Genomic DNA, 19,473 nt, shown 5'->3' on the forward strand with positions numbered 1-19,473 from the left:
CTTTACACCTCCTCGAACTGCAACGTTACGGACCATCCAGTGGGATGGTAATACTGCCCAGACCAGTCACCGGCGAACCGCACGGTATGCGATTCTCCTAATGAATAATCAGTAAATGTAAACATATCAGCCGTACCGACGGATTTATAGAACGTACGAAGCGTCTGATACTGAACGTCTGTCAGATTAGCCCACGAATACGTCCACGTCGATTTCATCCGTGTATTCCGCGGACGCGTCTGTTTGTATCCGCCATCAGTTTCCGTCGATATCGTACTGGGCGATATGGTCTCAACGTGCGTATTGCCAATGTTGGATGCCGACTGGACCAGTGGTTTCGGTATTTCATCCGATGGAAAAACATTCATTTATTTCACCCCCAGTGCGGCTTTCAGATTAGTCGCAGAACCATCGACGTTATTATTGACGTCTTCAACGACAGCGTTCAGCACCCAACGACGCAGGTTGTTGTCGTAATGACTATCCTTAACGCTGACCTGACTACTGCTGTTATTAATAATATTGACAACGGGAGCATTCCCGCCGCCTCCGCGGGCCGCTACGATGCCGCTGGCAATCCGGGAATAGGTATCGCTATTAAGCGGAAAAACGCCTTCTTCGTCCTGCCCCTCACCTATCATGGCCAACGTCGGGGCAGTAACACGACCACCGTTTGCAAATTTAGGTATTTCCGGAAGTCCGGCGCCAGAATACCAGCTACCGTATCCACTCGAATAATTCCAGCCGGCTGAGCTTGCGCCCATACCCATAAATCCGCCCAGTAAGCCCATAGTAATCTTTGCGGCCGACCATTTTGCCACAATACTGGCAATCGTCGTCAGGATGACCTTGCCCATGTTATCAGCCAGCTTCCCAACGTTTTCGATGTTACTTCCAAGGTCGGAAAATACATTCGATAGGCCTGATTCCAGAGAACCAGCGGCTTCAGCCGCGATATCCATGGTCGAAATATTCGCATCTTTCCACAGGCTGTAGAACTCTGTCATCGCCTTTCCTTTTCCTTCCCAGTCGATACCGGCGAGGCCCTGCTTCGACTTCTGGCTGGTAAACAGCTGGTTGAATGCTGACATGTCCCGATTAGATATAGCAGATTGCACGGCCTTATCAAATTCCTGTGCCCGTTCCTGTTCCCGTTTCTGGGTCAGTTTGCTTACTTCAGCCGTATACCATTCTTCAACGGCCTTCATGGCTTCGATATCATTCTTATGCTGAGCAACAGCTTTAAACCATTCCTGCTTTTCTTTCTCCAGTCGTTCAACAGCGGCCTTTAATTCGGCGTCATACAGCGCAGCATAATCGCCTTTTACTTCGGCGTTTATTTTAGCCGTTTCGTCCTTTAATTTCTGCTGATTCTGTATCAGCTTCTGGTTCACTTTATCGAGTTCGGCTGTGCGATACTGCTTCAGCAATTCTTTGGCATATGACGTATCGACGCCACCGACATTATCGACGGCACGAATTTTTTTCATCTGATCCGCAACGGCTTTCTGTACTTTAGCAAGGGCTGATTCGTATTCTGTGCCCGATTCTGTGTTCAGTGCCGCCTGCAGGCCTGTAACAATATCAGCGTAATCTTGTTTTGCCTTAGCCAGTTTCCGTGCCGCTTCCGCAGCGGCCTTATTAGATGCCGTTTTCCCGACCAGCGTTGACGTTACCTGCATATTGCCAGACGCTTCTGCTATTGATCCATAGCCCTGGATGCCACCAAACGTCGAATTGAATTCATCCAGTGACAGGTCATGGACGCCAGCAGACGACTGTCGGGACCGGACCATGCCATTGCCGATATAGACGCCGACATGCCCCGGTGTGTCTACCAGATCGCCAGGCTGTAAAGCACCACGGACAGCATCCAAGTTCCCTTCGTGATACGCACCGAGAGCTTTGAAATCCTCATCGTTAACGACGCCACCACCAGCGAATGGATTTTGACGGCCCAGTGACGAAAACACACGTTCATACAAATCATGAGTGAAATCATCACACCAGCCGTCAACATCATTACCTAACTCACCACGCCACTGTTCGCCGTCATAATAATCACTCATTGCCCGATAAGCGACATATTCGCCGACCGGGATATCATACGCTACAGGCTGTGTGTTAGCCGCGGACGACCCGGAGACCTGCGTTGCCGTCATGGCACTCATGTAGCCCATAACGTCATTTACATATGCCTGATTACTGCCAGTGGGATGACCGGCGTTATATGCAGATATCGTCTGCGATACGTCGCCATACGTATTGTATAAATCGGCTAAATACGCCGCAGCCGCCAATATGTTCTGATTCGGGTCCGAACCTTCGCCGTAACCCTGACCGCCATTATACGTATCAGCAATATCCTGCGATATCTGGGCAAGCCCGTAATGTGCATAATCTGACGACCAGTCATTGCCCGGACCTGTCCGCCCATGGCTTTCCCTTTTGATAACGGCCGCCAATAATCGCGGGTCGATTCCATGATAATTGGCCGCGTATTCGATTTGGTTAGCCCATTGTGCTAATTCCGGGTCGTCTTCAAAGGAATACCTGGTAATAGTCGATGCCGCTTTTTCCGCCTTAGCAGATGCGCCTGATTTCTTTTTTCCACTACCATCATCATCGCCAAATCCACTAAGGTCAAATGCAGCCGGGAAATTCTTGTTTACTGCATCCGCTTGTTCCTGCGCTTCTTTCGCGGCTTTCTGCGCCTGTTCATAGTTATAGGTTTCACTGCCTTTTGTATTTCTAAAATGTTGATACGCAGCTTGCCCGGCTTCTGAGTCGAGGTCAACTTCTTCTTCTGTGGCACCACCGCTTCCGATACTTCCGAGCCCCATCGGGTCTACATCTGGAGTATCATTACCCGGTATCTGACGGTAAATTTTCCCGTCATGATTTACATAGGTGTATCCGTCATCACCCGTCCACGTATTACTCTTAGCCGCTTCATATTTCGCATTAAAATATTTAAACGCGCAGTACGCAGCATACAGGGCCGCAGCGGCAACACCCATCCAGCCGCCGGCCATCATAGACAACGCAGACGTGACTTTGCCAATTGCGCCGAATCCCTGGGCCGCTGCCCCTACGGTTTTCGCACCAGTTTTTACTGCCTCGGTTCCAGCAACGACATGCGCCTTAGCAGTATCTTTCGCCTTCCCCTCTACCTGAGCCAAACCACTAGCAGCCATGGTACTGGCGGCTACGGATTTTTCACCGGCGGCAACTTCTGTCGCACCCAGTTCGGCGTTGCTTGCCATAACGCTTTCATTGCTGGCGATTTTAGCCGCACTGGCCTCTTCTTTTAAGGCCGCACCTTCCTGCGCCGAAACGCCGGTCTGCGCTTCTGATTCACTGACACCCGCGTTACTGGCAATAACTTCCTCGTTAGATGCCATCTTAATGGCATTCGCTTCCTGCTTGACGGCCGCCGATTCCTGTGCCGCCGTTCCAGTCTGCATTTCTGATTCGCTGACATTTGCATTGCTGGCCAGCATCCGGGCGTTTGCTTCCTGCACGCCGATCGCGGCCTCCTGGGCTGCAATATTTGCCTGCTGGAACGCCGCAGTCATTTCTGTGCGGATGCGTTCCGACGTAATAGCGGCCTCCTGCCCTATCTGCGTGAATTTTTCCGTCAGGAATGCCTGCATTTCCTGCGCTGATAGGTTTTCCTGCTTAGCCGTACGGATTGCTTCCCGCCGCCTTGCGGCGTACATCTTTTCTGCGTCTGCCTGGGATTTCTTGATAATCCGTTCCTGTTCGCGGGATAACCGTTCTTCCTCGCCTGTATCAGCAGATGGCTTTAGCGTGCCTTGTACTTTATCATAAATTTCCTTGCCGGTATTAATCGCCTTACGGGCGACTTTCATCGCCTCATACGCCACTGCTAGCTTCGTAATTTCTACGATCGTACCGCTGACCAGCTCTTTGTTGTTCCGTATCCACCCGGCGACACCCGCAAGGTCCTTTTCAACGGACGGAAGTAATTCTGATACCAGTGGTGCCAGTGCCGCCCCGGTCACAATACCGAGCTGGTCGAATTGCATGTTGACTTCCTGCATGTCCATGTAAGCTTTGTGCATCTCGGCAGGGTTCAGCCCGACGCCTTTGATTTTAGAAGCCCGTTCCGCGGCTTCCGTATAGTTGTCCAAGGTTTTCGTTAAAGCCCGGCCCCGGACGCCGAGCGTATTCATCAAGAATTCCTGTCCCTGGCCGGCGGCCTTCGCCTTTTCATAGCCCTTGGCAAGTTCCCCCAGTTGTTCGTTCAGCGGCTTCAAACGGCCCGAAGAGTCGGTCATCGAGATGCCGAGCTGCTGCATGATGTTTCGGGCTTTGTCGCCAGCTGAGCCTGATGACGAAAGAGTCTTGTCGAAGCGCATCATAGCCGCGGCTGCGGTATCGACGTCGCCACCAGTCAGTTTCATGATTGCGTTCAGCTGGCCCGCCTGGGCGGCGGACATGCTATAGCGCTGACCTAACTGGTAGACAGCTTCACCGGCATTGACGGCGCTTTGGACGACGGCATTCAGGCCAAAACCACCAGCGGCAAGGCCAGCCAGTTTCGTAAAGCTAGACGTAAGTCCGATGACTTTACCGGTAACATCATCGATGCTTCCTGAAAATTCTTTTACCGGGCTGACACTGAACGTGTTGTTTATCGTGTCTTTTGATTTATTCAGTTCAGAGGACAGTCCAGAACTGTCCGCCCCGATTTTAATTAATAAGTCTGCTATCGTAGACATTTACTGCCTGTCCCCCTTTTTCATAACCGGCATTCCCATCGCCTTTAAAAATTCGTCCCGTTCGCTGGCAAGGTCAGGCTTCTCTTCCGGATGCAGTCCGTAATAAATATCATCTGGCTTGACCGGTGCCGTAGACAGGGCACTCATCAGGCAGGCCGTAAAATACGACTGCCGACGGTCGGTTTCCTGCCGACGCCGCATATAACCGGCCAGCAGTTTATTGAATTCGCCAACCTGCAATGCGGCGAATCCGTCCGGGCTAAGTGCCAACGGGCCGTATGCAATTGGCTCAACCGTTTCAATCCATTCTGTGGCGGAACGTACTACTTTTTCTGTTCCGCCATTCTGGCGTTTTTTGGTTTCAGCCCCGGAAGCGGAACGAACAAGCCTGTATTCCACACCGCTCTGATAAAGAGCGCGGTAGCTTCATCGTAATTATGACCGCTGTCGCAGTACGCCTGCAGAAAATCGTAGCATTCGTCATCAGTGCGCTTGCCGTGTTTGTCGTCATGAATGCCCCAGCGGATAAGTTCTACTAGTTCATCGGTCATGATATAAGATACTGCATCATCTACCGTATTGCCTGACATGATAGATAATACGGAATGGCCGATGCCGCGTTCAAGCATACGCAGGTCGCCAATCGTTAAATATAACGGATACTGCTTATCTTTTATCTGTATCGTAATCTGTTCTTTCATGGATATCTTCCTTCCTATAATAAAATAAGGACGTCATATAGACGTCCTTATCATTTTGTTTTTTATGCAGAAACGGTGGCTTTTACCGCTACTTCTACATCGGCGGTCAGCTTAACATTAAGCGTAAATGCCGCTTTCTTCTTTGTCAAATATTCTTTTTTGATTGTCAGTGTGCCCTTACTATATGTGTAATCCACATCCTGTGTCAGCTGATCGCCATCGCTCGTTGTAATAGAACGCGGGAATGCGTTCGTTGGCGTAATATTGACCGTAGCGTCTTTCGCGCTGGCAGAACTAAAGGTAATCGTCGGCGATGCGATAGTCGGCGTGCCGACTGTCTGTACATCGCTGATAGCGCCCTTGCCTTCCAGCGTAATTTTCAGCGTCGACACGCCGTTATAGCTATGGTCTTCATCAAGCTGGGTAATCGTTGCCCAGCCGGTACGATACGAGCCGTCCGGATATTCCTGACGGATGAAAACAGGCTTACGGTGTGTGTAGCAGTAATCAACGATTTCATATGCGTTATCATTCAGGATGAATAATCCTTCGTAACTCATCGACCACGACAGCATACCGGGCAGTTTGTCAGAAAAGTCCCCACTGTCCTTGCTAGTGGCGTCGATGCTATCGGCCTTACGGGAAAGCGGGTTGTTACGCTGGCCGCCCAGCAGTAAGAATTCGTTCTGATCGGTAGATTTACCAATCAGAAGCAGAGTATCTTTCCCGGCGACGGCTTTGATGTTATCGTCCATTACGGGAAGGTTGCTGATTTGTTCCTCTGTTAATGCCATATTCTACCTCCTAATTCAACTGTTCTACGAGATATTCGACCTGGATAACACCATGATAGGCCTTATCGCCATTCTCATAGAGTTCCCCGGTCGTCTGATAGAGAGAGATAATCGCCGTTCCCACCTGCCGGAAGCCATCCATGGATAGCTGATATTTCGTCAGCAGGGTAACGACGTCGTTCATAATACTATTTACTTCTTTTTTGCCCTTCTGAGCACTCCAGATATGGAGCTGTTGCGACACCTGATGCATTACGACTGTTTTGTTTTCTTCGGCCGGGGCGCCGTGGAATTCGCCCAGCCAGATATATGGCATGGTTTCCGTACCATCAGGGATGCTGTCATAGACAGGAATCGTCTGCCCCTTGTGCAGGAGCTGATATAACCCTTTTTGTATTTCGTTGAACGGGATTCTACTTATCATGGTCTACTGCCTCCTTGACAGCACGTTCCATCTCTGGCCGTACGGCGTCCATTGCTGGTTTCATGAACGGATGCGCCGCCCGTTGCGGAATAATGGCATGTGCCGCGAACCATCCTTCTGCTCCCGGATGCAGGGCCTTTTTCCGTGTCGGGATTACAACCGCCCCGGCTGCACCAAATTCAATGATATGGGCGATGGGGTCCATGGCCTTAACGTAGCCCTGCAGACCGTGCGGTGTTGTCCGGAATTCCTGTTTGATGCTACCGGCCAGTTTTCCGGTTTTCTTTGGTACACGGGATACGGCGCCCTCGAACACACGCCCTGTCATGTCGCGAATGACACCATCAAGGCGTTGCCGGGTAGCAGCGTCGTATTTCGTGATATCTCCCAGTGCTTTTTTGACCTCGGCTGTGATGTTCGTCGAGACCCAGAACGATTTAGCCATTATGCACCACCGCCTGACAGGTAAGCGTCATATTTCGCGTACCGGACATATCAATATGCAGGATTTTGTACCGCTGTCCCTCGTATGTAACAATATCATTGGCATTAACGACACGTTTACGGATAACAAATCCCTGCGTGATGATAGATGCCGGCCCGCCACCCGATGTCTGTTCAGCGAAATGTGGTTTAGCCATATACGCCCAGACCGTTACCTGTACAGGATGGTCGCGATCAATATAGGTACCGCCCTGGCCATCATCCTGTTCTGGATACGTCAAAATCGTAATGCGCCGGTTCAAATCGCCCGACCGTAATTCGCCATAGCTATTATAGTTCATGGCGTGTCACCCGCCGTCTGGCTCAGCCGCAGCTGATGGATGAACCCATTGAGCATCAGCCCTGTATTTTCAGAAAGGTTGGTCAGCAGGTCGGGCTGATCCATCATTTTAGCAACATAACTGATGATTACCTGCCGATACAGGGCGTTGTTATAATCTTTTTCTACGCCTGCATTGCTCAAATAAATTTCAGCCGCCGCTTGCAGGTCCTGCGCGTTCTGCAATTCTTCATTGCTGTCGATATGGAGCAGACGTTTCAGATCATCTGCTGGAAATGTTGGATCAGCCACCTGCCGTCACCTCCTTTCTAGGTTGTTGCTTTCCGTTTGATACGGAGGAAGCCGTTATAAACGGTAACGTTACCGCCAGCATAAACATCGCCACGGTTGCAGATCATACCTTCCTTGAACTTATACTGGTCGGACTGAGCAACTTCGATGTCGGCAAACGTTGCGATAGTGTAGTTCGAGAGAGAACCGTAAGCCATGCAGTAATCGGCCGTCTTCTTAGTAGAGTCAGTCAGCTGGTTGCAGGCACTGTTGATAATGTACGGAATACCGTTGATAGTGCCCGTATTGCCCTGGCTCTTGATATCGTAGAATTTCTGTTTTGTAGACGTACGAACGGAAGCAAATGCCAGAAGGTCGAGCTTGTTCAGGATGAGGACAGCCGCATCTTCGACGTCTTCTTTACCGCCGTAGTTAAAGATAATCTGATCAAGCGTCGTATCATCAATGCCAGTCAGCGTAAGATCCGTATTCGGGTCGATGGCTGTGGCCTTGTTGGAGAAGATGCCGACGAAGGAGTTGGTCGCACCGCTGCCGAGCAGGATTTCTTTCGTCATCTTCGCACGGATAGAGGTGCGGATAGCATTCTGTACATAACCAGCATAATCGGCGTTCGGCAGTTTCAGCATTTCACGGGAGATTTCGCTGTACGCAGTAATCTTCGATTTCGTCATAGCAGCCTTACCGAACGTTACATCTGTATCAGATGCCGCAGCCCCTTCAGCCGTATATGCCCCATCGGGGATATCGATGCGATACGGTTCTTCATACGATTCGCCGCCATTAAGGTTGACATGTTTTACACGGTCCACCAGGGACGACACGGTATTAAATCCTTCGTTGATTGTAGAGCTGTCAAATGTAGGAACGATAATCGTCGGTGTAGACGTCAGGATGGAACGTTTTTCATGCGGGAACAGACCTTCTGCGGCAAAACGGACAACCGTACCGCGCTGTTTAAGGTTGGCACCGCGCTGTTCCATTTCCGCCCGCGCATCCTGTTCACGCTGTTCGTTGGAAACAGGAGTTTTTATAGCTCCTGCCGGAACGTTGGCACGTTTTTCGGCTTCTTCGTTCACAGCCGCAGTACGGTCATCAACGACCGGTTCCGGCTGTTTAGCGGCACGTTCTTCAGCGGCCTGTACTTCTGCCTGTGCGCTTCTCAGCGTATCAATCTGTTCACGGCATGCCTGGATGTCGTGATTAATCGAGCGCAGTTCGGTTACATCTTCCGACGCTTCCGAGCGTTTCACAAGCTCTGCCATGCGCTGCTCTAATTCAGTGATTTTCTGTTTAAAATCCATGTGTATACCCTCCTGCTAAAATACGATTCTTCAATTTATATGCATCACGCAGTTCGCTATCCAGCGATTCATTGGCCCGGCTGTCCAGCCCTGCCTTGGCCCTGGCGCTCTCCAGCGCTTCTCTGGCACTTTCCAGTACCATCTGTTCGGACCGCGCGTTGATGTCGGTATCTTCATAAGCGGGGAATGTAACCGCGCTTATTTCAAACACTTTCGAAATTTTAAGAATGTGCCGTGTCGGCATATCCTGGTCCAGGTCGGTCCAGCGGTCTTCCTGGATACGGAAACAATAACTCATTCCGTCGATGTCGCCGCGCTGAATAGCGGAATAGAGTTGACGTGCTTCTGGATTATTCTCAGTATCGACGGATGCGGTAAACGCCAAACCAACATTATCAATAGTAAGTGTCAACGTGCTGTTTCCGTTATTATTGCGACTCCGCGCCAGCGGAATCTTACGGGAGTCGTGATTAACAATAAACGGTACGTCCGTCAGGTCACAGCCATCAAATGCCCCCGGCTCAATAATTTCATGGAACCAGTCTCCAATATCCGTCTGCCGGTTATATACAGCGGCATGACCATCAATAATGCGTTTGCCTGGCTCGCCATCGCCGCCCGAACGGATTTCGGCTCTCAGGTTCTCGATTCCGAACCGGCGCCATTCAAACGCCTTTTTCTTCAGCTCATCAATCTTTGGATTTGCCATCTGATTTTTCTCCCCCTTTGGTATTCAAATACAACTGATAGCTATCAACAAGATTCTGATTGACGTAATTCAGACTCTGCAGACGACGGTCGCCACCCTCGAACGGTGGCATACCGAACATCGCGCCTATCTGATTCAGCGTCAGAACACCGGTATCATGAGCGATTTTAGCCAGCTCGATTTTCCCATTCGTTGACAAGTGACTCAGCTGATTATAATAACACCGTACGCGGTGCCCCACGTCCTGTTCCCGTTGCGTAAATAGCGCCGCTGAGAACGCCTGTTCGATTTCTATAATGGATTCCTCGACACAAGACTGATAAAACGCGTCCTGCTGGTCGCCGGTATAATCACCGGACAAAACCGCCTCAGATATGCCATATTTTTCACGGATATCCGATTTCAGAAAATTAAGCGTTGTTTCCGGGATGACCGGAACGGCATTATTAATCGGCACATATTCGCCAGCCAGATCCATGGCCACGACGCCGCTTTTTGACTGATGGATATGAGATTCAAAGTCTTCCATGGATTTCTGCAATTTATCGTTAGCGATAACCGTCTTGTTAATAAGCACTCCGCGTATCTGCAATGCACTAATAATGCTCTTTGCAACACCCTGTTTCGCCTCATCAAGTACAGACAGCGTCTGCAAGGTATCCCTGTCGTCGGCAAGACCTAAATCATCGCCGCCGCAAAGAATCGTATTCGTACCGCGCCGCCAACAGAGATGGATAAGGTCTCCCAGCGGAACCGTATCCGTCGTCCCGTCATGCCACCAGAATTTGACGTACCATGTACCATCGTCTACCGGCCCCATCTCGACGCTCTGCGGATTCAGTGGATACATAGCTGTATAATAACGATGCACAGCCCCTTTATTGTCCGTGATTTCGTACCATTCCGGAAAAATCCAGCAGTGACGGGTCTTCATTTTCAGCCATTGCACACATTCCAGGAAATCCTTGGTGGTCTGCAACGGGTTCGGCCGGAACCGGAACAAACGGGAAATATCATCATTCTGTGGCTGTACCGCATCATTCGTGTCAATAACGGATACGATTTTGATTTTCCCCACTTCTTTCGCTACGCGGTTGATGCAGTTATTCACAAGATCCGATAGGTAGATATCCCTGCCGAATTGTTTCATGACTGCGATATTTCCGGTATAGATGGATGTCATGAGTTGATCATTCCGGTGTTTCTGGTATTTAGTTAGCAGCGTAGAAAAAAATTTCAGCACCGGATGTCACCTCCTGCGGGTTCCGGAATAATCAATTTCTGTTGTTCGTGATATTCTGATTTAAATCGTCCGTAAGCGGCATAGGCAATAATAAATCCCAGCGCCCCGTCAATGCGGTTCTTTGACTGGCCGTATACCTTAACCGGCATCATCTGGCTGAGATTGTTCATTTTAAATGCCGTATTAGACAAACACCATTTATCGATAGGGTTGTTGTTATAGTTTAACGTTTTACGTTTGAGATCGCTTTCTAATGCAGACATGGGATTCGACAAAGACAAATAGTCCATAATGATACGCTCAAGGACTTCCTCACCGAAATATTCAGCGATGATTTTCTTAAAGTCCTTAGCGTGCCAGTTGTCGTATCCGATTTTAAACGGTATAGCGTGATATTGTTCATACAGCTTCAGGAACCAATCGGCGACCATTCTTGCATCGACTTCCGACCCCGGGCAGATAGTAACAAGACCCTGACGCGCCCATTCCCGGTAATCACGTTTTTCCGGATTGAGTGCCTGCTCGCTGTCGGTATCCAGTGCACTTGCCTTGATTTCCGGAATGAAATACATGGACAGCGTTCGTTTCTTCCGCGTCCACGGATTCACGAACAATGCCTTGGCGCTGCACAAATCGGTCGTTTCAGCGAAATCAAGGGAGCCGATATAATACTGTCCGTCGATTTCTTCCGGCTCGAATGTCTGTTCATTCTGGATAGTAGCCGTATCAAGCCATGCCGCCGCAACGCTCTGTTTGATATTGAAATCCTTGGCCAGCACGAAGGCCCGCGTCTTCCGGTTCGTCCGAGCTTCATCGACCATCTGACGAAGGAAGGACCATTTCTTAATTGTTCCCAACCCGGGATTCGCTTTATACCAGGATTGTTCGTCCTGGAACACTTCCATCTCGGTATCCTGCTGATATAGGAATATCAGCCATCTGGGCATATCGACGTCGCCCGTTAATACCTGTCTTGCAAGCCGCAATCGTTCATCAAGATATCCATCTTCTGTAAATCCTTCTGTCGTAATTTCAATATAAAGCGGCTCGTCCTGTGTAGACAGGGCCTGGCGGATAGGCATGACCAGTGTGTTGTCCTGCATTTCATGCACTTCGTCGACGACGCCGATGGAAATGTTCTTCCCTTCCTTAGCGCTCTGCCGTGCCGACAATTTCTTGATGGTCCCTTTGTTCTGCCGGCTGAATTTCCCGCGGGCGTGCTTCTGCTTCTGATTGCCCCAGAAAATACCCTTCTGGTTCTTGTGGGTGCATCGGACTAGCTTCGGCGACTCCTCTCGCATGTCATTCGTGCTTTGGAAAAGCAAATCCGCCTGGTCAAAATCGTTAGATCCGAACAAAATATTGCCGCCCATTGGACCGCACACCCATTCAGCTAATGATATCGCTGACGCCAGTGGCGTCTTACCATTTTTTCTGGCTTCTATTAACAGTACATCCTGATATTTGCGCACCCACCGCCTAAGTTCTTCGTCATAGATATGTGGCGCGAAAATCGCCTCAATGATGGCCTTCTGAAATAATTCAAGTTTAAACGGCTTACCTGCAAACGGCGCCTGGCCATGCCGCAATTCGTGCTCAATGAAGGCAATACGTTTATTCGATGCATCGTAATCCATGCGCACGTCGTTGTTATGTATATCATTCATAAGCAGGTTTAGCTCTGCCTTAATATATCGCCCGGCAATGATATCTCCCGATTTGATTTTTTCGTAGTATTCCTGTATATAACTCATTCGTACTCGTCAAGTCCAAGGTCTTCATCCTCAACTGACCGGCCGAGGATACCAGCCAGTTTAAAAATAATATTCGTATAATTCGCCCGCACCTTTGGGAGCATCCGAGATACGGGCAGTTCTTTTTGGCGTAGCGGATTATTTGGATCTATTTTTACCAGACCAGTTTTATCTACAATTTCATGGAGCCGGTCCAGTTCGACACGTAAGCGGGCCGCTTCTGCAATCGCTCCATCCACCAGCGCCAGCTGGTTGTCATCTACGCCGTCGAAAAGTTTTTTGATTCTCTCGTACTCTTCTCCTATTTCCATCAATCTTGCCTCCATTTTCAAAACGTCATCAGAAAAGTCAAAATTTTGGTGCAGATGAAAAAAGAGTTCCCTCAACGGTTCAGATTTTTTGCGATTTTTCTTCTGACCCGGGGGGCGGTCCATCGAATTCATCGAACCACCGCTGGATATACCCAGCCCATTCGCCTGCCAGTGTTCCCCGCGCTCGTTTAGCATTGAGGATACATATATCATATGGCTCATAACACAAGATACATTCGGCTCCTAACCGTACTGCCAGTTCGTCCCGCTCCAGCTGATGCGGAAACCCACCGATGATGTAGGCGTCACCCCAGTGTCCGACGCGCCTGGCAATCTGGTCATACAGCAGTCTGCGAATGCCGAATACATTAGCCTTTAACTGATCCGGCTTGTCATATAACGCACACCCAGACACCGCCTGATATAACAGGTCCATATCGACGACGAGGTCGCCGCGATGCATCATCTGCCGAACCAACGTTGTTTTGCCGCTGCATGGCGGGCCATATACTATATATATACGATGGACGCCCTTGCCAAACCGCTTATGAACGGCATTGTGGCAGTCGAAGCAGATGAGCTCGACGTTATCAGGATTAAGGGCAATAGACGCATCGCGTACCGTGTCCGGCGTTAGTTCCTTGATATGATGCGCGATGAGCTTCGAGGTGTCGAACAGATAATCCTTATGGCAGACAGGACATACCGTCCCGCGCTCCTGAATGAGAGCCCGTCGCAGTGCGCGCCACGCTTCTGATTTGTAGAATTGTACCGCCCATGACTGTGCCATTAGAACTCTTTCGCCTCGACTTCCCGCTTACGCAGTTCCAGATTAGCCTTATCTACTGCCTGTTTGTGCGTATCAGCGTCCGACTGGCCCAGATAGTTCTTGCCGAGGAAAATGGCCATAGCCGCCGATTTCTCCGCCAGGTGGAGCTGTATACGCCTGAGACTGGCCTTCCCGCCTTCTCGTTTTTCTTTGTAAGTTTCGGAGAATGTTTTTCCATATGTACGTTTGCACCAGTTGCTTAACGTCTTATCACTGGTTCCAAACCACGAACAGATTTCTTTTTCTGTACAGAACATCTGACAGAGCTTTTCGAACTGTTCTTTATCGAATTCTTTCCGGGGCATTGCCATGGTCATCACCTCCCTGCACTGGATATAAAAAAGGACACCCGATTGGATGTCCTTATAGGTAGAGAAAAACGGAGGCGTTTCATTTTTCATCTTTTCCTAGTTTATATTATACTACGTTTCCGCGTCTCATGGAGTCCCAATTTGTCCCAACTTATGATAATACGGAGCGAACTCCTGGATAGCCGCCATACGCATACGATAGAACTGAGACCGGGACACATGCATATCGTCTGCTACCTCGTGGATATCCCGGGCACGGACGTAGACAGCAATCAGCAGTTCCTGCCCGATGCCATCCGGCATGGTCCGTATCAGCCGCCGCGCTGCTGCGCGCCGGTTAATGAGTTCGTCCCACTCCCGCTCGATTTCAGCTATGATATCATCAAGACGCGTAATCTTATCGGCAATATCGGCGGTATGCGTCCCACTGACGTGGTCCTTGCTATAGTCAATGGCCTGGATAGAACATATATCCTGCTCGACACAGGCGCGTTCCTTTTCCTTCATCCGGAGCCGTACATCCAGCCGACGGATGGATTCCAGATATTCTGTAGCTGTCATTCATCGTCCCCCTTGAAATACCGGATGAGCATATCCATATATTCTCTTGCTTTTTCCAGGTCTTGTACCATGTCGCCTTTCCGCGGATACCGGTACAGATATTTAATAATATTACCAATACAGTATCCTTCATAACCGTCCGAGCCATCGGTCATAGCGCTAATAATCGTTAAGCATTCTTCGCCACGCCATGTATAATGGTCCGGATGATGAACTGGTTCTGTCATACTGTCACCCCCTGTGTCTCATAAAATCACGAATGGTAAATACCAGCCATATCGTTGCGGCCGACCAGACGGCAAACAGCGCGCCGGCAATTAGCATAAAAACCATTAATGTCATACGCTATCACCTCTTAGTCTTGCCATATACATACCGTAAGAAATACCAAGCTCACGGGATTTGCGAATATGCTCGTCCAGTCTGGAACCAGAATGAACTTTTCGCCGTTGTTTTTCCTGCCGATAATACGCTTCTTTCTGACGAATATTACTCCCAATATGATAGCATATCTGGCCGCAGTATTTTTTGCGTCCTCGCACACGGGAACCGCATACTGGGCATCTGCCGGGTATGGGATTCCAGATACGCCGTGCGATTTCGTCCTCGCATCGCTTACATAGATTGCTATTTGGCATAGCGGACGCGCCACAAACAACGCATGCTTTACTCATCAAGTATCACCTCACAATGGACGACCGACCCGTCTGCCGTGTCACAGGTATACCGAATGACCGTAATGTCCGGGCCAAACGGATGTCCGTCCATGAAAACGGCTACCCGCTTCAGCTTATTTGTAACTGCCACCGTATGCCCGTACGCATCTGTCATAACATAATAGGTTTTCCGTTGGCTCATTTCGATTTCCTCCGTTTCCCCGTAACACTTAGATATTTCTGCTCGATGCAGTAATCGTTGCAGTCATGTTCGGCCTGTGCGCCTTTGTAGCGCCAGGGGAATTTCCGGCGTCTGGCAGCCTGCTCCTTTCGGTCCGCTTCCATTTCTTCTGGTGTCATTTGGCGGGTAATACACTCGCCAGGTTTATAGTAATTTTTCATGGCTCCCACTCTCCTGCCGCGACGTTTGCCAACGCTTTAATAGCAAGCTGATTGACCGTCATGCCTTTCTTTTCGGCTACTGCATCCAGACGCTGATATAAATCGTCCGTTGCTACCAGCCGTATGATGCGGCGCATCTTCTTGTCAGCTTCTTCCGTATCATATTGAGACCGCGGGCCGTACAGCTTTTCGTATTTTCGTTCGTCGAAGTCACAGGCCATAAACCGTGTCAGTTCGTCCCATGAAACCGTTACGTTGACGCACGACGCTATCCGGTTGATTTTATCGAACGCCTGCTGGCACCGCTTGACTCCGAACCCGAATTCATCATGTAAGGCATTCATAACGATTACGATCATATAATCCAGTGCCTGCGCCGTTATCTGGTCTTTTATCGTAGCCAGATATTTATTGAATTGCTCCTGCTCTTCCAGCGAGCGGACACTATGCCGGCCTTTCAATCCCCGATATACATCACTTTCGATTCCTCCGCCTAATAACGGATGTGGCTGTTTGTTGAATCGCTTCTTTGCTCGTGCGGCATATTCCATACTATATGCTCCTTTCTATTTCCAACTGACGATATATGGGTCGCCATGATCCGTTGGCGTAACCTCATATCCCAAGTCTTTTAGTATCTTTATTTTTTTTTCACGGCGTCCACCCAGCGCAATCCTGGTATCGAATTCTCCCCGGTCAGCCGCTTCCTTGATTTGTTCCATAACATAGGCCATTTCTCGTAGTTCACTATATGTTTTCATTTCCACAGCAGTGTATGTTTTTATCATTCTTTGCCCCTCCCATTCAGTCCAAGCCGCATTTCGTGTCTATTTCCTGCAATATCTGGTCTGCATATTCGTCGCCGTTTTCGGCTCTCAGCAGGCCGTATGCAAGGTCATATACCGCCCGATAGGTATCTGTATAGCTCATATATTTAGGCTCTTTACGGGCCGGTTCTGCGCAATTTTTTACGGCATTTAGTCTTCATCTTCTATCCGCCTCCTAGCTTCTTCGTATATCCTGTCTAAAAATTTTCTCGTCTCTTCCTGACTAGAGATATGTTCCAGCACCGTAATGGCCATGTTTTTCGCCCCAATATATGCACCGTAATCAAATGCTGTGAAATCGTCTTTGTGTCCTGCCAATGCCGCTTTTTTCGTTCTAAGCGTTGTGATGCAATAGTTTAACAGCACGTCATGCATGGCGTTGATGAGATTAGTTTTGTCCATACGTATCACCTCGCCTTTTAGCCTATTCCTAGAAATCGTTCAAATCTTCCGTTACGTTTAACCCTCAATCTAATCAATATCATTGATGTCGTACGCCGCGTTAAATTCATTTGGTCCGGCTATTGTAAATTCGCCTTTTGGACGGGCAAGTAAATACTCATCGCTATGTAACGTCAGAAGTTGAGCAACATCAATACCATACCACCCCTCACCTGCGATGCGAATTGTGAGGCTACCTTCTTTCTGCTCGCATTCAGCGCGACTTTTCTTGCCACCAACGGTTACAGATATTCCATATCCGCATTTGGCGGACACCATATAAATAATTCTTGCAATACTGCTCGTGCTTCCGTCATACTGCGTAGCAAACGTCGCGTCTTCCGGTTTCTGCACTTCGTATATCATGCTTATACCTCCTTCAGTCTTTCATCAATCTTTTCTTTCAGCTGTATCCAGCGCTTGTCCATGTCTTTACTCATCCAGCGCTTGTCTATGTCTTTGCTTAGCCTATCGGACAGCTTTATTTCTTCACCTATGTCCCGGCTCATAATAGCCAGATACTTCTTGTCCATAAGTGGCATCTTCCACTCTATGTATTCGATTGTCAGCCCTACAATATAGCTATTACGTGTTAACGCATACCGTAAAGCGGATACCAGCATTAGTTGAAAGTCATCATCCATTGGTACTTGATACATTCGTTGTCACCTCCGTTAACCATTTCGTGCATCTGCACGGGATGTTATTTCCATGATATTGTATAGCATTTGTGATCCGGGTCTTTTTCTACGATATAGCCGTAATCTTCCAGCCATTTCTTGTTTTCCGGGGTCATGCACCATTCTGCTATACCTGTTTCGTATACTGCGTCTTCGACTGCTTCGTTAATCTGCTCAACGAGGATTTTTTTAGCTATATATTTCTCATTTAGTGCTGTCAGTGTTCGGGCTTCTTCTGCTCTCATTAGTGTCGTGTTCATGTTTATTTCTCCCCCGCCTGGAATTCTTCGATATCCGTAATTTTATAAACACCTGATGTGTATCCATGCTTGTCTTCCCATTTTCTGTATGCGTTAGTAAGCATCTCTTCCAGTTCATAGATATCATCAACAGTCGCGTTATCAATTAAATCAAATGGGAGTTTTGTGTCTGCTTTTTTCGCCTCATTGGCTTCATCAAGCCGTATCTGGTCAATAACCTGTGCCGCATCGACGGTTGGTATATATTCATTAATCCGTCCGATATATACCCGTTCTGCCTCATCTATTTCTGCATCTTCCATCGCCGCTTTTAGCGCATCTTCTTTTGATGTGTATTGAAACGGCATAAAGCTCGATTCATCATTTAAAGAGTATGTCCACCACGGTGTTTTTTCCCACATGCTATTCACCTCTCTTTTTTGCAGATTTTATTTCCAGCTCTGAGTATTCCATGACGGTCTTTATCGCGTCGGCAACGAGTGCGCATACCATTTCATCAACGTGCTTATCCCCGCTCCAACGGTTCCAATCTTTTTTATACCTGGATAATCCCTCGTCAATCATTTCTTCAATTGAGTTGGTATCTGATATATCTTCCAGATACACCTCGTTTTTATCGTCGAACTCTTCCCGTATGTGTTCGTTTACAATTTGTTTACCCGATACGTTGAAATTCAGTTCCCGGATTAAATTAATAAAAGATAATTTATCCTGAATAATGTAATCAGGATTTGTTCCCTTTGTGTAATCCCTGAACGACTTCTTAATCTGCTCCCTGAAGTCGTCCCAAAACTCAAACTGATGGAATTGACTCATATCATGCGGAAAAATCGTAATCGCAATACCCCGTGGAAATTGCAAAATGTATCTTTCTGCCATCATGTTATTCGCCTCCTCAATCCACAAACACGACATTTCCGTCATGGTCTACATACGACGCATGTAACCTTGGGTCTACGTCTGATTCAACACAATTTGTTACCGGTTCTAATTTCGGTTGCAAATCATGTATTGACATTTCATCCGGCGGCATTTCTTCGCCTCTCAGCTTGTAGCAGGCATGGCTGAGAGCGCATGTATCACATGTGTTTTCGACGCAATACCTGATGATCGTCATTGCCGCCTGTCTGGCCTCTACGTCAGTTATCATATATGTTATACCCCTCTATTAATTTACTCAGTCTGGTTAGTTCGGCACGCAGTATCCGTATCCTATCCATCGCGGCCGTACGCGTACAGCAGTGTGCAGGCCACTCAGGCTTGAAATTTTTATATATCGCATCATCGGTATCCCTACACAGACGGTCTGTCATCAACCGGATTAATCGTAATTGCTCAATCAGTTCTTCTTGTTTCATCATTCTATTCACCTACCATGCTGTTCTATATCCTGTCCGGTTTTAATTTTTCCGGACATTAACCCTGGCAATGCTGCATCTCGCATCT

General features: G+C 48.6%; 29 protein-coding genes. All 29 read right to left on the reverse strand.

What is annotated here, in order from left to right:
• Positions 1-2: 2 nt before the first annotated feature.
• Positions 3-368 carry a phage tail protein gene (locus ACGTIC_RS08625; RefSeq protein ID WP_113855929.1) on the reverse strand — a complete coding sequence of 122 codons (366 nt, stop codon included), beginning with the start codon at positions 366-368 and terminating at the stop codon, positions 3-5.
• Positions 369-4,748 carry a transglycosylase SLT domain-containing protein gene (locus tag ACGTIC_RS08630; protein ID WP_113855928.1) on the reverse strand — a complete coding sequence of 1,460 codons (4,380 nt, stop codon included), beginning with the start codon at positions 4,746-4,748 and terminating at the stop codon, positions 369-371.
• Positions 4,749-5,147, reverse strand: a complete 399-nt coding sequence (locus ACGTIC_RS08635; protein WP_162816251.1) for a hypothetical protein — start codon at positions 5,145-5,147, stop codon at positions 4,749-4,751. It lies immediately after the preceding gene.
• A complete protein-coding gene (locus ACGTIC_RS08640) occupies positions 5,072-5,449 on the reverse strand; it encodes a hypothetical protein (protein ID WP_113855926.1) in 378 nt (125 codons plus the stop codon). The genes ACGTIC_RS08635 and ACGTIC_RS08640 overlap by 76 nt, the downstream gene beginning before the upstream one ends.
• Before the next feature lie 62 nt (positions 5,450-5,511).
• Positions 5,512-6,243, reverse strand: a complete 732-nt coding sequence (locus tag ACGTIC_RS08645; protein WP_113855925.1) for a phage tail tube protein — start codon at positions 6,241-6,243, stop codon at positions 5,512-5,514.
• Positions 6,244-6,253: 10 nt separating this feature from the next.
• Positions 6,254-6,667: a DUF3168 domain-containing protein gene (locus ACGTIC_RS08650; protein WP_113855924.1), complete on the reverse strand. Its 414-nt coding sequence runs from the start codon at positions 6,665-6,667 to the stop codon at positions 6,254-6,256.
• Positions 6,657-7,112: an HK97 gp10 family phage protein gene (locus tag ACGTIC_RS08655; RefSeq protein WP_113855923.1), complete on the reverse strand. Its 456-nt coding sequence runs from the start codon at positions 7,110-7,112 to the stop codon at positions 6,657-6,659. The genes ACGTIC_RS08650 and ACGTIC_RS08655 overlap by 11 nt, the downstream gene beginning before the upstream one ends.
• The gene (locus ACGTIC_RS08660) at positions 7,105-7,452 is read right to left on the reverse strand and encodes a phage head closure protein (RefSeq protein WP_113855922.1); all 348 of its coding nucleotides are present in this window, start codon (positions 7,450-7,452) and stop codon (positions 7,105-7,107) included. Before ACGTIC_RS08660 ends, ACGTIC_RS08655 begins: the two co-directional genes overlap by 8 nt.
• Positions 7,449-7,742, reverse strand: a complete 294-nt coding sequence (locus tag ACGTIC_RS08665) for a head-tail connector protein (protein WP_113855921.1) — start codon at positions 7,740-7,742, stop codon at positions 7,449-7,451. The genes ACGTIC_RS08660 and ACGTIC_RS08665 overlap by 4 nt, the downstream gene beginning before the upstream one ends.
• Positions 7,743-7,759: 17 nt before the next feature.
• Entirely contained in the window at positions 7,760-9,043 is a 1,284-nt protein-coding gene (locus ACGTIC_RS08670) for a phage major capsid protein (protein ID WP_113855920.1), read from the reverse strand.
• Positions 9,033-9,752, reverse strand: coding sequence for an HK97 family phage prohead protease (locus ACGTIC_RS08675; protein ID WP_113855919.1), 720 nt, complete (start codon positions 9,750-9,752; stop codon positions 9,033-9,035). The genes ACGTIC_RS08670 and ACGTIC_RS08675 overlap by 11 nt, the downstream gene beginning before the upstream one ends.
• A complete protein-coding gene (locus ACGTIC_RS08680; RefSeq protein WP_113855918.1) occupies positions 9,733-10,995 on the reverse strand; it encodes a phage portal protein in 1,263 nt (420 codons plus the stop codon). Before ACGTIC_RS08680 ends, ACGTIC_RS08675 begins: the two co-directional genes overlap by 20 nt.
• Entirely contained in the window at positions 10,989-12,749 is a 1,761-nt protein-coding gene (locus ACGTIC_RS08685) for a terminase large subunit (RefSeq protein ID WP_113855917.1), read from the reverse strand. Before ACGTIC_RS08685 ends, ACGTIC_RS08680 begins: the two co-directional genes overlap by 7 nt.
• Positions 12,746-13,063 (reverse strand): hypothetical protein, encoded by a 318-nt coding sequence (locus ACGTIC_RS08690; RefSeq protein WP_394522265.1) that lies wholly within the window; start codon positions 13,061-13,063, stop codon positions 12,746-12,748. The genes ACGTIC_RS08685 and ACGTIC_RS08690 overlap by 4 nt, the downstream gene beginning before the upstream one ends.
• 76 nt (positions 13,064-13,139) lie before the next feature.
• Positions 13,140-13,850, reverse strand: coding sequence for an HNH endonuclease (locus ACGTIC_RS08695; protein ID WP_113855915.1), 711 nt, complete (start codon positions 13,848-13,850; stop codon positions 13,140-13,142).
• Positions 13,850-14,200, reverse strand: coding sequence for a hypothetical protein (locus tag ACGTIC_RS08700; protein WP_113855914.1), 351 nt, complete (start codon positions 14,198-14,200; stop codon positions 13,850-13,852). The genes ACGTIC_RS08695 and ACGTIC_RS08700 overlap by 1 nt, the downstream gene beginning before the upstream one ends.
• 126 nt (positions 14,201-14,326) lie before the next feature.
• On the reverse strand, positions 14,327-14,761 hold the full coding sequence (locus ACGTIC_RS08705) for a DUF1492 domain-containing protein (RefSeq protein ID WP_113855913.1): 435 nt from the start codon (positions 14,759-14,761) through the stop codon (positions 14,327-14,329).
• Positions 14,758-14,988, reverse strand: a complete 231-nt coding sequence (locus tag ACGTIC_RS08710; protein ID WP_113855912.1) for a DUF3310 domain-containing protein — start codon at positions 14,986-14,988, stop codon at positions 14,758-14,760. Before ACGTIC_RS08710 ends, ACGTIC_RS08705 begins: the two co-directional genes overlap by 4 nt.
• Positions 14,989-15,427: 439 nt before the next feature.
• The gene (locus ACGTIC_RS08715) at positions 15,428-15,619 is read right to left on the reverse strand and encodes a hypothetical protein (RefSeq protein ID WP_113855910.1); all 192 of its coding nucleotides are present in this window, start codon (positions 15,617-15,619) and stop codon (positions 15,428-15,430) included.
• On the reverse strand, positions 15,616-15,819 hold the full coding sequence (locus tag ACGTIC_RS08720; protein WP_113855909.1) for a hypothetical protein: 204 nt from the start codon (positions 15,817-15,819) through the stop codon (positions 15,616-15,618). Before ACGTIC_RS08720 ends, ACGTIC_RS08715 begins: the two co-directional genes overlap by 4 nt.
• Entirely contained in the window at positions 15,816-16,370 is a 555-nt protein-coding gene (locus ACGTIC_RS08725) for a hypothetical protein (RefSeq protein ID WP_113855908.1), read from the reverse strand. Before ACGTIC_RS08725 ends, ACGTIC_RS08720 begins: the two co-directional genes overlap by 4 nt.
• A gap of 15 nt (positions 16,371-16,385) precedes the next feature.
• Positions 16,386-16,607: a hypothetical protein gene (locus ACGTIC_RS08730; protein WP_113855907.1), complete on the reverse strand. Its 222-nt coding sequence runs from the start codon at positions 16,605-16,607 to the stop codon at positions 16,386-16,388.
• Positions 16,608-16,623: 16 nt separating this feature from the next.
• Positions 16,624-16,749, reverse strand: coding sequence for a hypothetical protein (locus ACGTIC_RS08735; protein ID WP_257536509.1), 126 nt, complete (start codon positions 16,747-16,749; stop codon positions 16,624-16,626).
• Between the two features lie 47 nt (positions 16,750-16,796).
• Positions 16,797-17,048: a hypothetical protein gene (locus ACGTIC_RS08740; RefSeq protein ID WP_113855906.1), complete on the reverse strand. Its 252-nt coding sequence runs from the start codon at positions 17,046-17,048 to the stop codon at positions 16,797-16,799.
• Between the two features lie 69 nt (positions 17,049-17,117).
• Positions 17,118-17,453 carry a hypothetical protein gene (locus tag ACGTIC_RS08745; RefSeq protein ID WP_113855905.1) on the reverse strand — a complete coding sequence of 112 codons (336 nt, stop codon included), beginning with the start codon at positions 17,451-17,453 and terminating at the stop codon, positions 17,118-17,120.
• A 2-nt stretch (positions 17,454-17,455) separates the two neighbouring features.
• Entirely contained in the window at positions 17,456-17,746 is a 291-nt protein-coding gene (locus ACGTIC_RS08750; protein WP_113855904.1) for a hypothetical protein, read from the reverse strand.
• 44 nt (positions 17,747-17,790) lie between these two features.
• Entirely contained in the window at positions 17,791-18,027 is a 237-nt protein-coding gene (locus ACGTIC_RS08755; protein WP_113855903.1) for a hypothetical protein, read from the reverse strand.
• Between the two features lie 2 nt (positions 18,028-18,029).
• Complete coding sequence (locus ACGTIC_RS08760) at positions 18,030-18,428, reverse strand: hypothetical protein (RefSeq protein ID WP_113855902.1); 399 nt, start codon at positions 18,426-18,428, stop codon at positions 18,030-18,032.
• Position 18,429: 1 nt separating this feature from the next.
• Positions 18,430-18,909 (reverse strand): hypothetical protein, encoded by a 480-nt coding sequence (locus tag ACGTIC_RS08765; RefSeq protein ID WP_257536508.1) that lies wholly within the window; start codon positions 18,907-18,909, stop codon positions 18,430-18,432.
• Positions 18,910-19,473 lie beyond the last annotated feature (564 nt).

The organism is Megasphaera hexanoica (genome assembly GCF_043520715.1).
Lineage (GTDB): Bacteria > Bacillota > Negativicutes > Veillonellales > Megasphaeraceae > Megasphaera > Megasphaera hexanoica.

Coding starts and splice junctions, on each gene's coding strand:
- ACGTIC_RS08625 (WP_113855929.1), bottom strand. CDS start 368: ATGAATGTTTTTCCATCGGATGAAATACCGAAACCACTGGTCCAGTCG.
- ACGTIC_RS08630 (WP_113855928.1), bottom strand. CDS start 4,748: ATGTCTACGATAGCAGACTTATTAATTAAAATCGGGGCGGACAGTTCT.
- ACGTIC_RS08640 (WP_113855926.1), bottom strand. CDS start 5,449: ATGAAAGAACAGATTACGATACAGATAAAAGATAAGCAGTATCCGTTA.
- ACGTIC_RS08645 (WP_113855925.1), bottom strand. CDS start 6,243: ATGGCATTAACAGAGGAACAAATCAGCAACCTTCCCGTAATGGACGAT.
- ACGTIC_RS08650 (WP_113855924.1), bottom strand. CDS start 6,667: ATGATAAGTAGAATCCCGTTCAACGAAATACAAAAAGGGTTATATCAG.
- ACGTIC_RS08655 (WP_113855923.1), bottom strand. CDS start 7,112: ATGGCTAAATCGTTCTGGGTCTCGACGAACATCACAGCCGAGGTCAAA.
- ACGTIC_RS08660 (WP_113855922.1), bottom strand. CDS start 7,452: ATGAACTATAATAGCTATGGCGAATTACGGTCGGGCGATTTGAACCGG.
- ACGTIC_RS08670 (WP_113855920.1), bottom strand. CDS start 9,043: ATGGATTTTAAACAGAAAATCACTGAATTAGAGCAGCGCATGGCAGAG.
- ACGTIC_RS08675 (WP_113855919.1), bottom strand. CDS start 9,752: ATGGCAAATCCAAAGATTGATGAGCTGAAGAAAAAGGCGTTTGAATGG.
- ACGTIC_RS08685 (WP_113855917.1), bottom strand. CDS start 12,749: ATGAGTTATATACAGGAATACTACGAAAAAATCAAATCGGGAGATATC.
- ACGTIC_RS08695 (WP_113855915.1), bottom strand. CDS start 13,850: ATGGCACAGTCATGGGCGGTACAATTCTACAAATCAGAAGCGTGGCGC.
- ACGTIC_RS08700 (WP_113855914.1), bottom strand. CDS start 14,200: ATGGCAATGCCCCGGAAAGAATTCGATAAAGAACAGTTCGAAAAGCTC.
- ACGTIC_RS08705 (WP_113855913.1), bottom strand. CDS start 14,761: ATGACAGCTACAGAATATCTGGAATCCATCCGTCGGCTGGATGTACGG.
- ACGTIC_RS08710 (WP_113855912.1), bottom strand. CDS start 14,988: ATGACAGAACCAGTTCATCATCCGGACCATTATACATGGCGTGGCGAA.
- ACGTIC_RS08715 (WP_113855910.1), bottom strand. CDS start 15,619: ATGAGCCAACGGAAAACCTATTATGTTATGACAGATGCGTACGGGCAT.
- ACGTIC_RS08720 (WP_113855909.1), bottom strand. CDS start 15,819: ATGAAAAATTACTATAAACCTGGCGAGTGTATTACCCGCCAAATGACA.
- ACGTIC_RS08725 (WP_113855908.1), bottom strand. CDS start 16,370: ATGGAATATGCCGCACGAGCAAAGAAGCGATTCAACAAACAGCCACAT.
- ACGTIC_RS08730 (WP_113855907.1), bottom strand. CDS start 16,607: ATGATAAAAACATACACTGCTGTGGAAATGAAAACATATAGTGAACTA.
- ACGTIC_RS08735 (WP_257536509.1), bottom strand. CDS start 16,749: ATGAGCTATACAGATACCTATCGGGCGGTATATGACCTTGCATACGGC.
- ACGTIC_RS08740 (WP_113855906.1), bottom strand. CDS start 17,048: ATGGACAAAACTAATCTCATCAACGCCATGCATGACGTGCTGTTAAAC.
- ACGTIC_RS08745 (WP_113855905.1), bottom strand. CDS start 17,453: ATGATATACGAAGTGCAGAAACCGGAAGACGCGACGTTTGCTACGCAG.
- ACGTIC_RS08750 (WP_113855904.1), bottom strand. CDS start 17,746: ATGTATCAAGTACCAATGGATGATGACTTTCAACTAATGCTGGTATCC.
- ACGTIC_RS08755 (WP_113855903.1), bottom strand. CDS start 18,027: ATGAACACGACACTAATGAGAGCAGAAGAAGCCCGAACACTGACAGCA.
- ACGTIC_RS08760 (WP_113855902.1), bottom strand. CDS start 18,428: ATGTGGGAAAAAACACCGTGGTGGACATACTCTTTAAATGATGAATCG.
- ACGTIC_RS08765 (WP_257536508.1), bottom strand. CDS start 18,909: ATGATGGCAGAAAGATACATTTTGCAATTTCCACGGGGTATTGCGATT.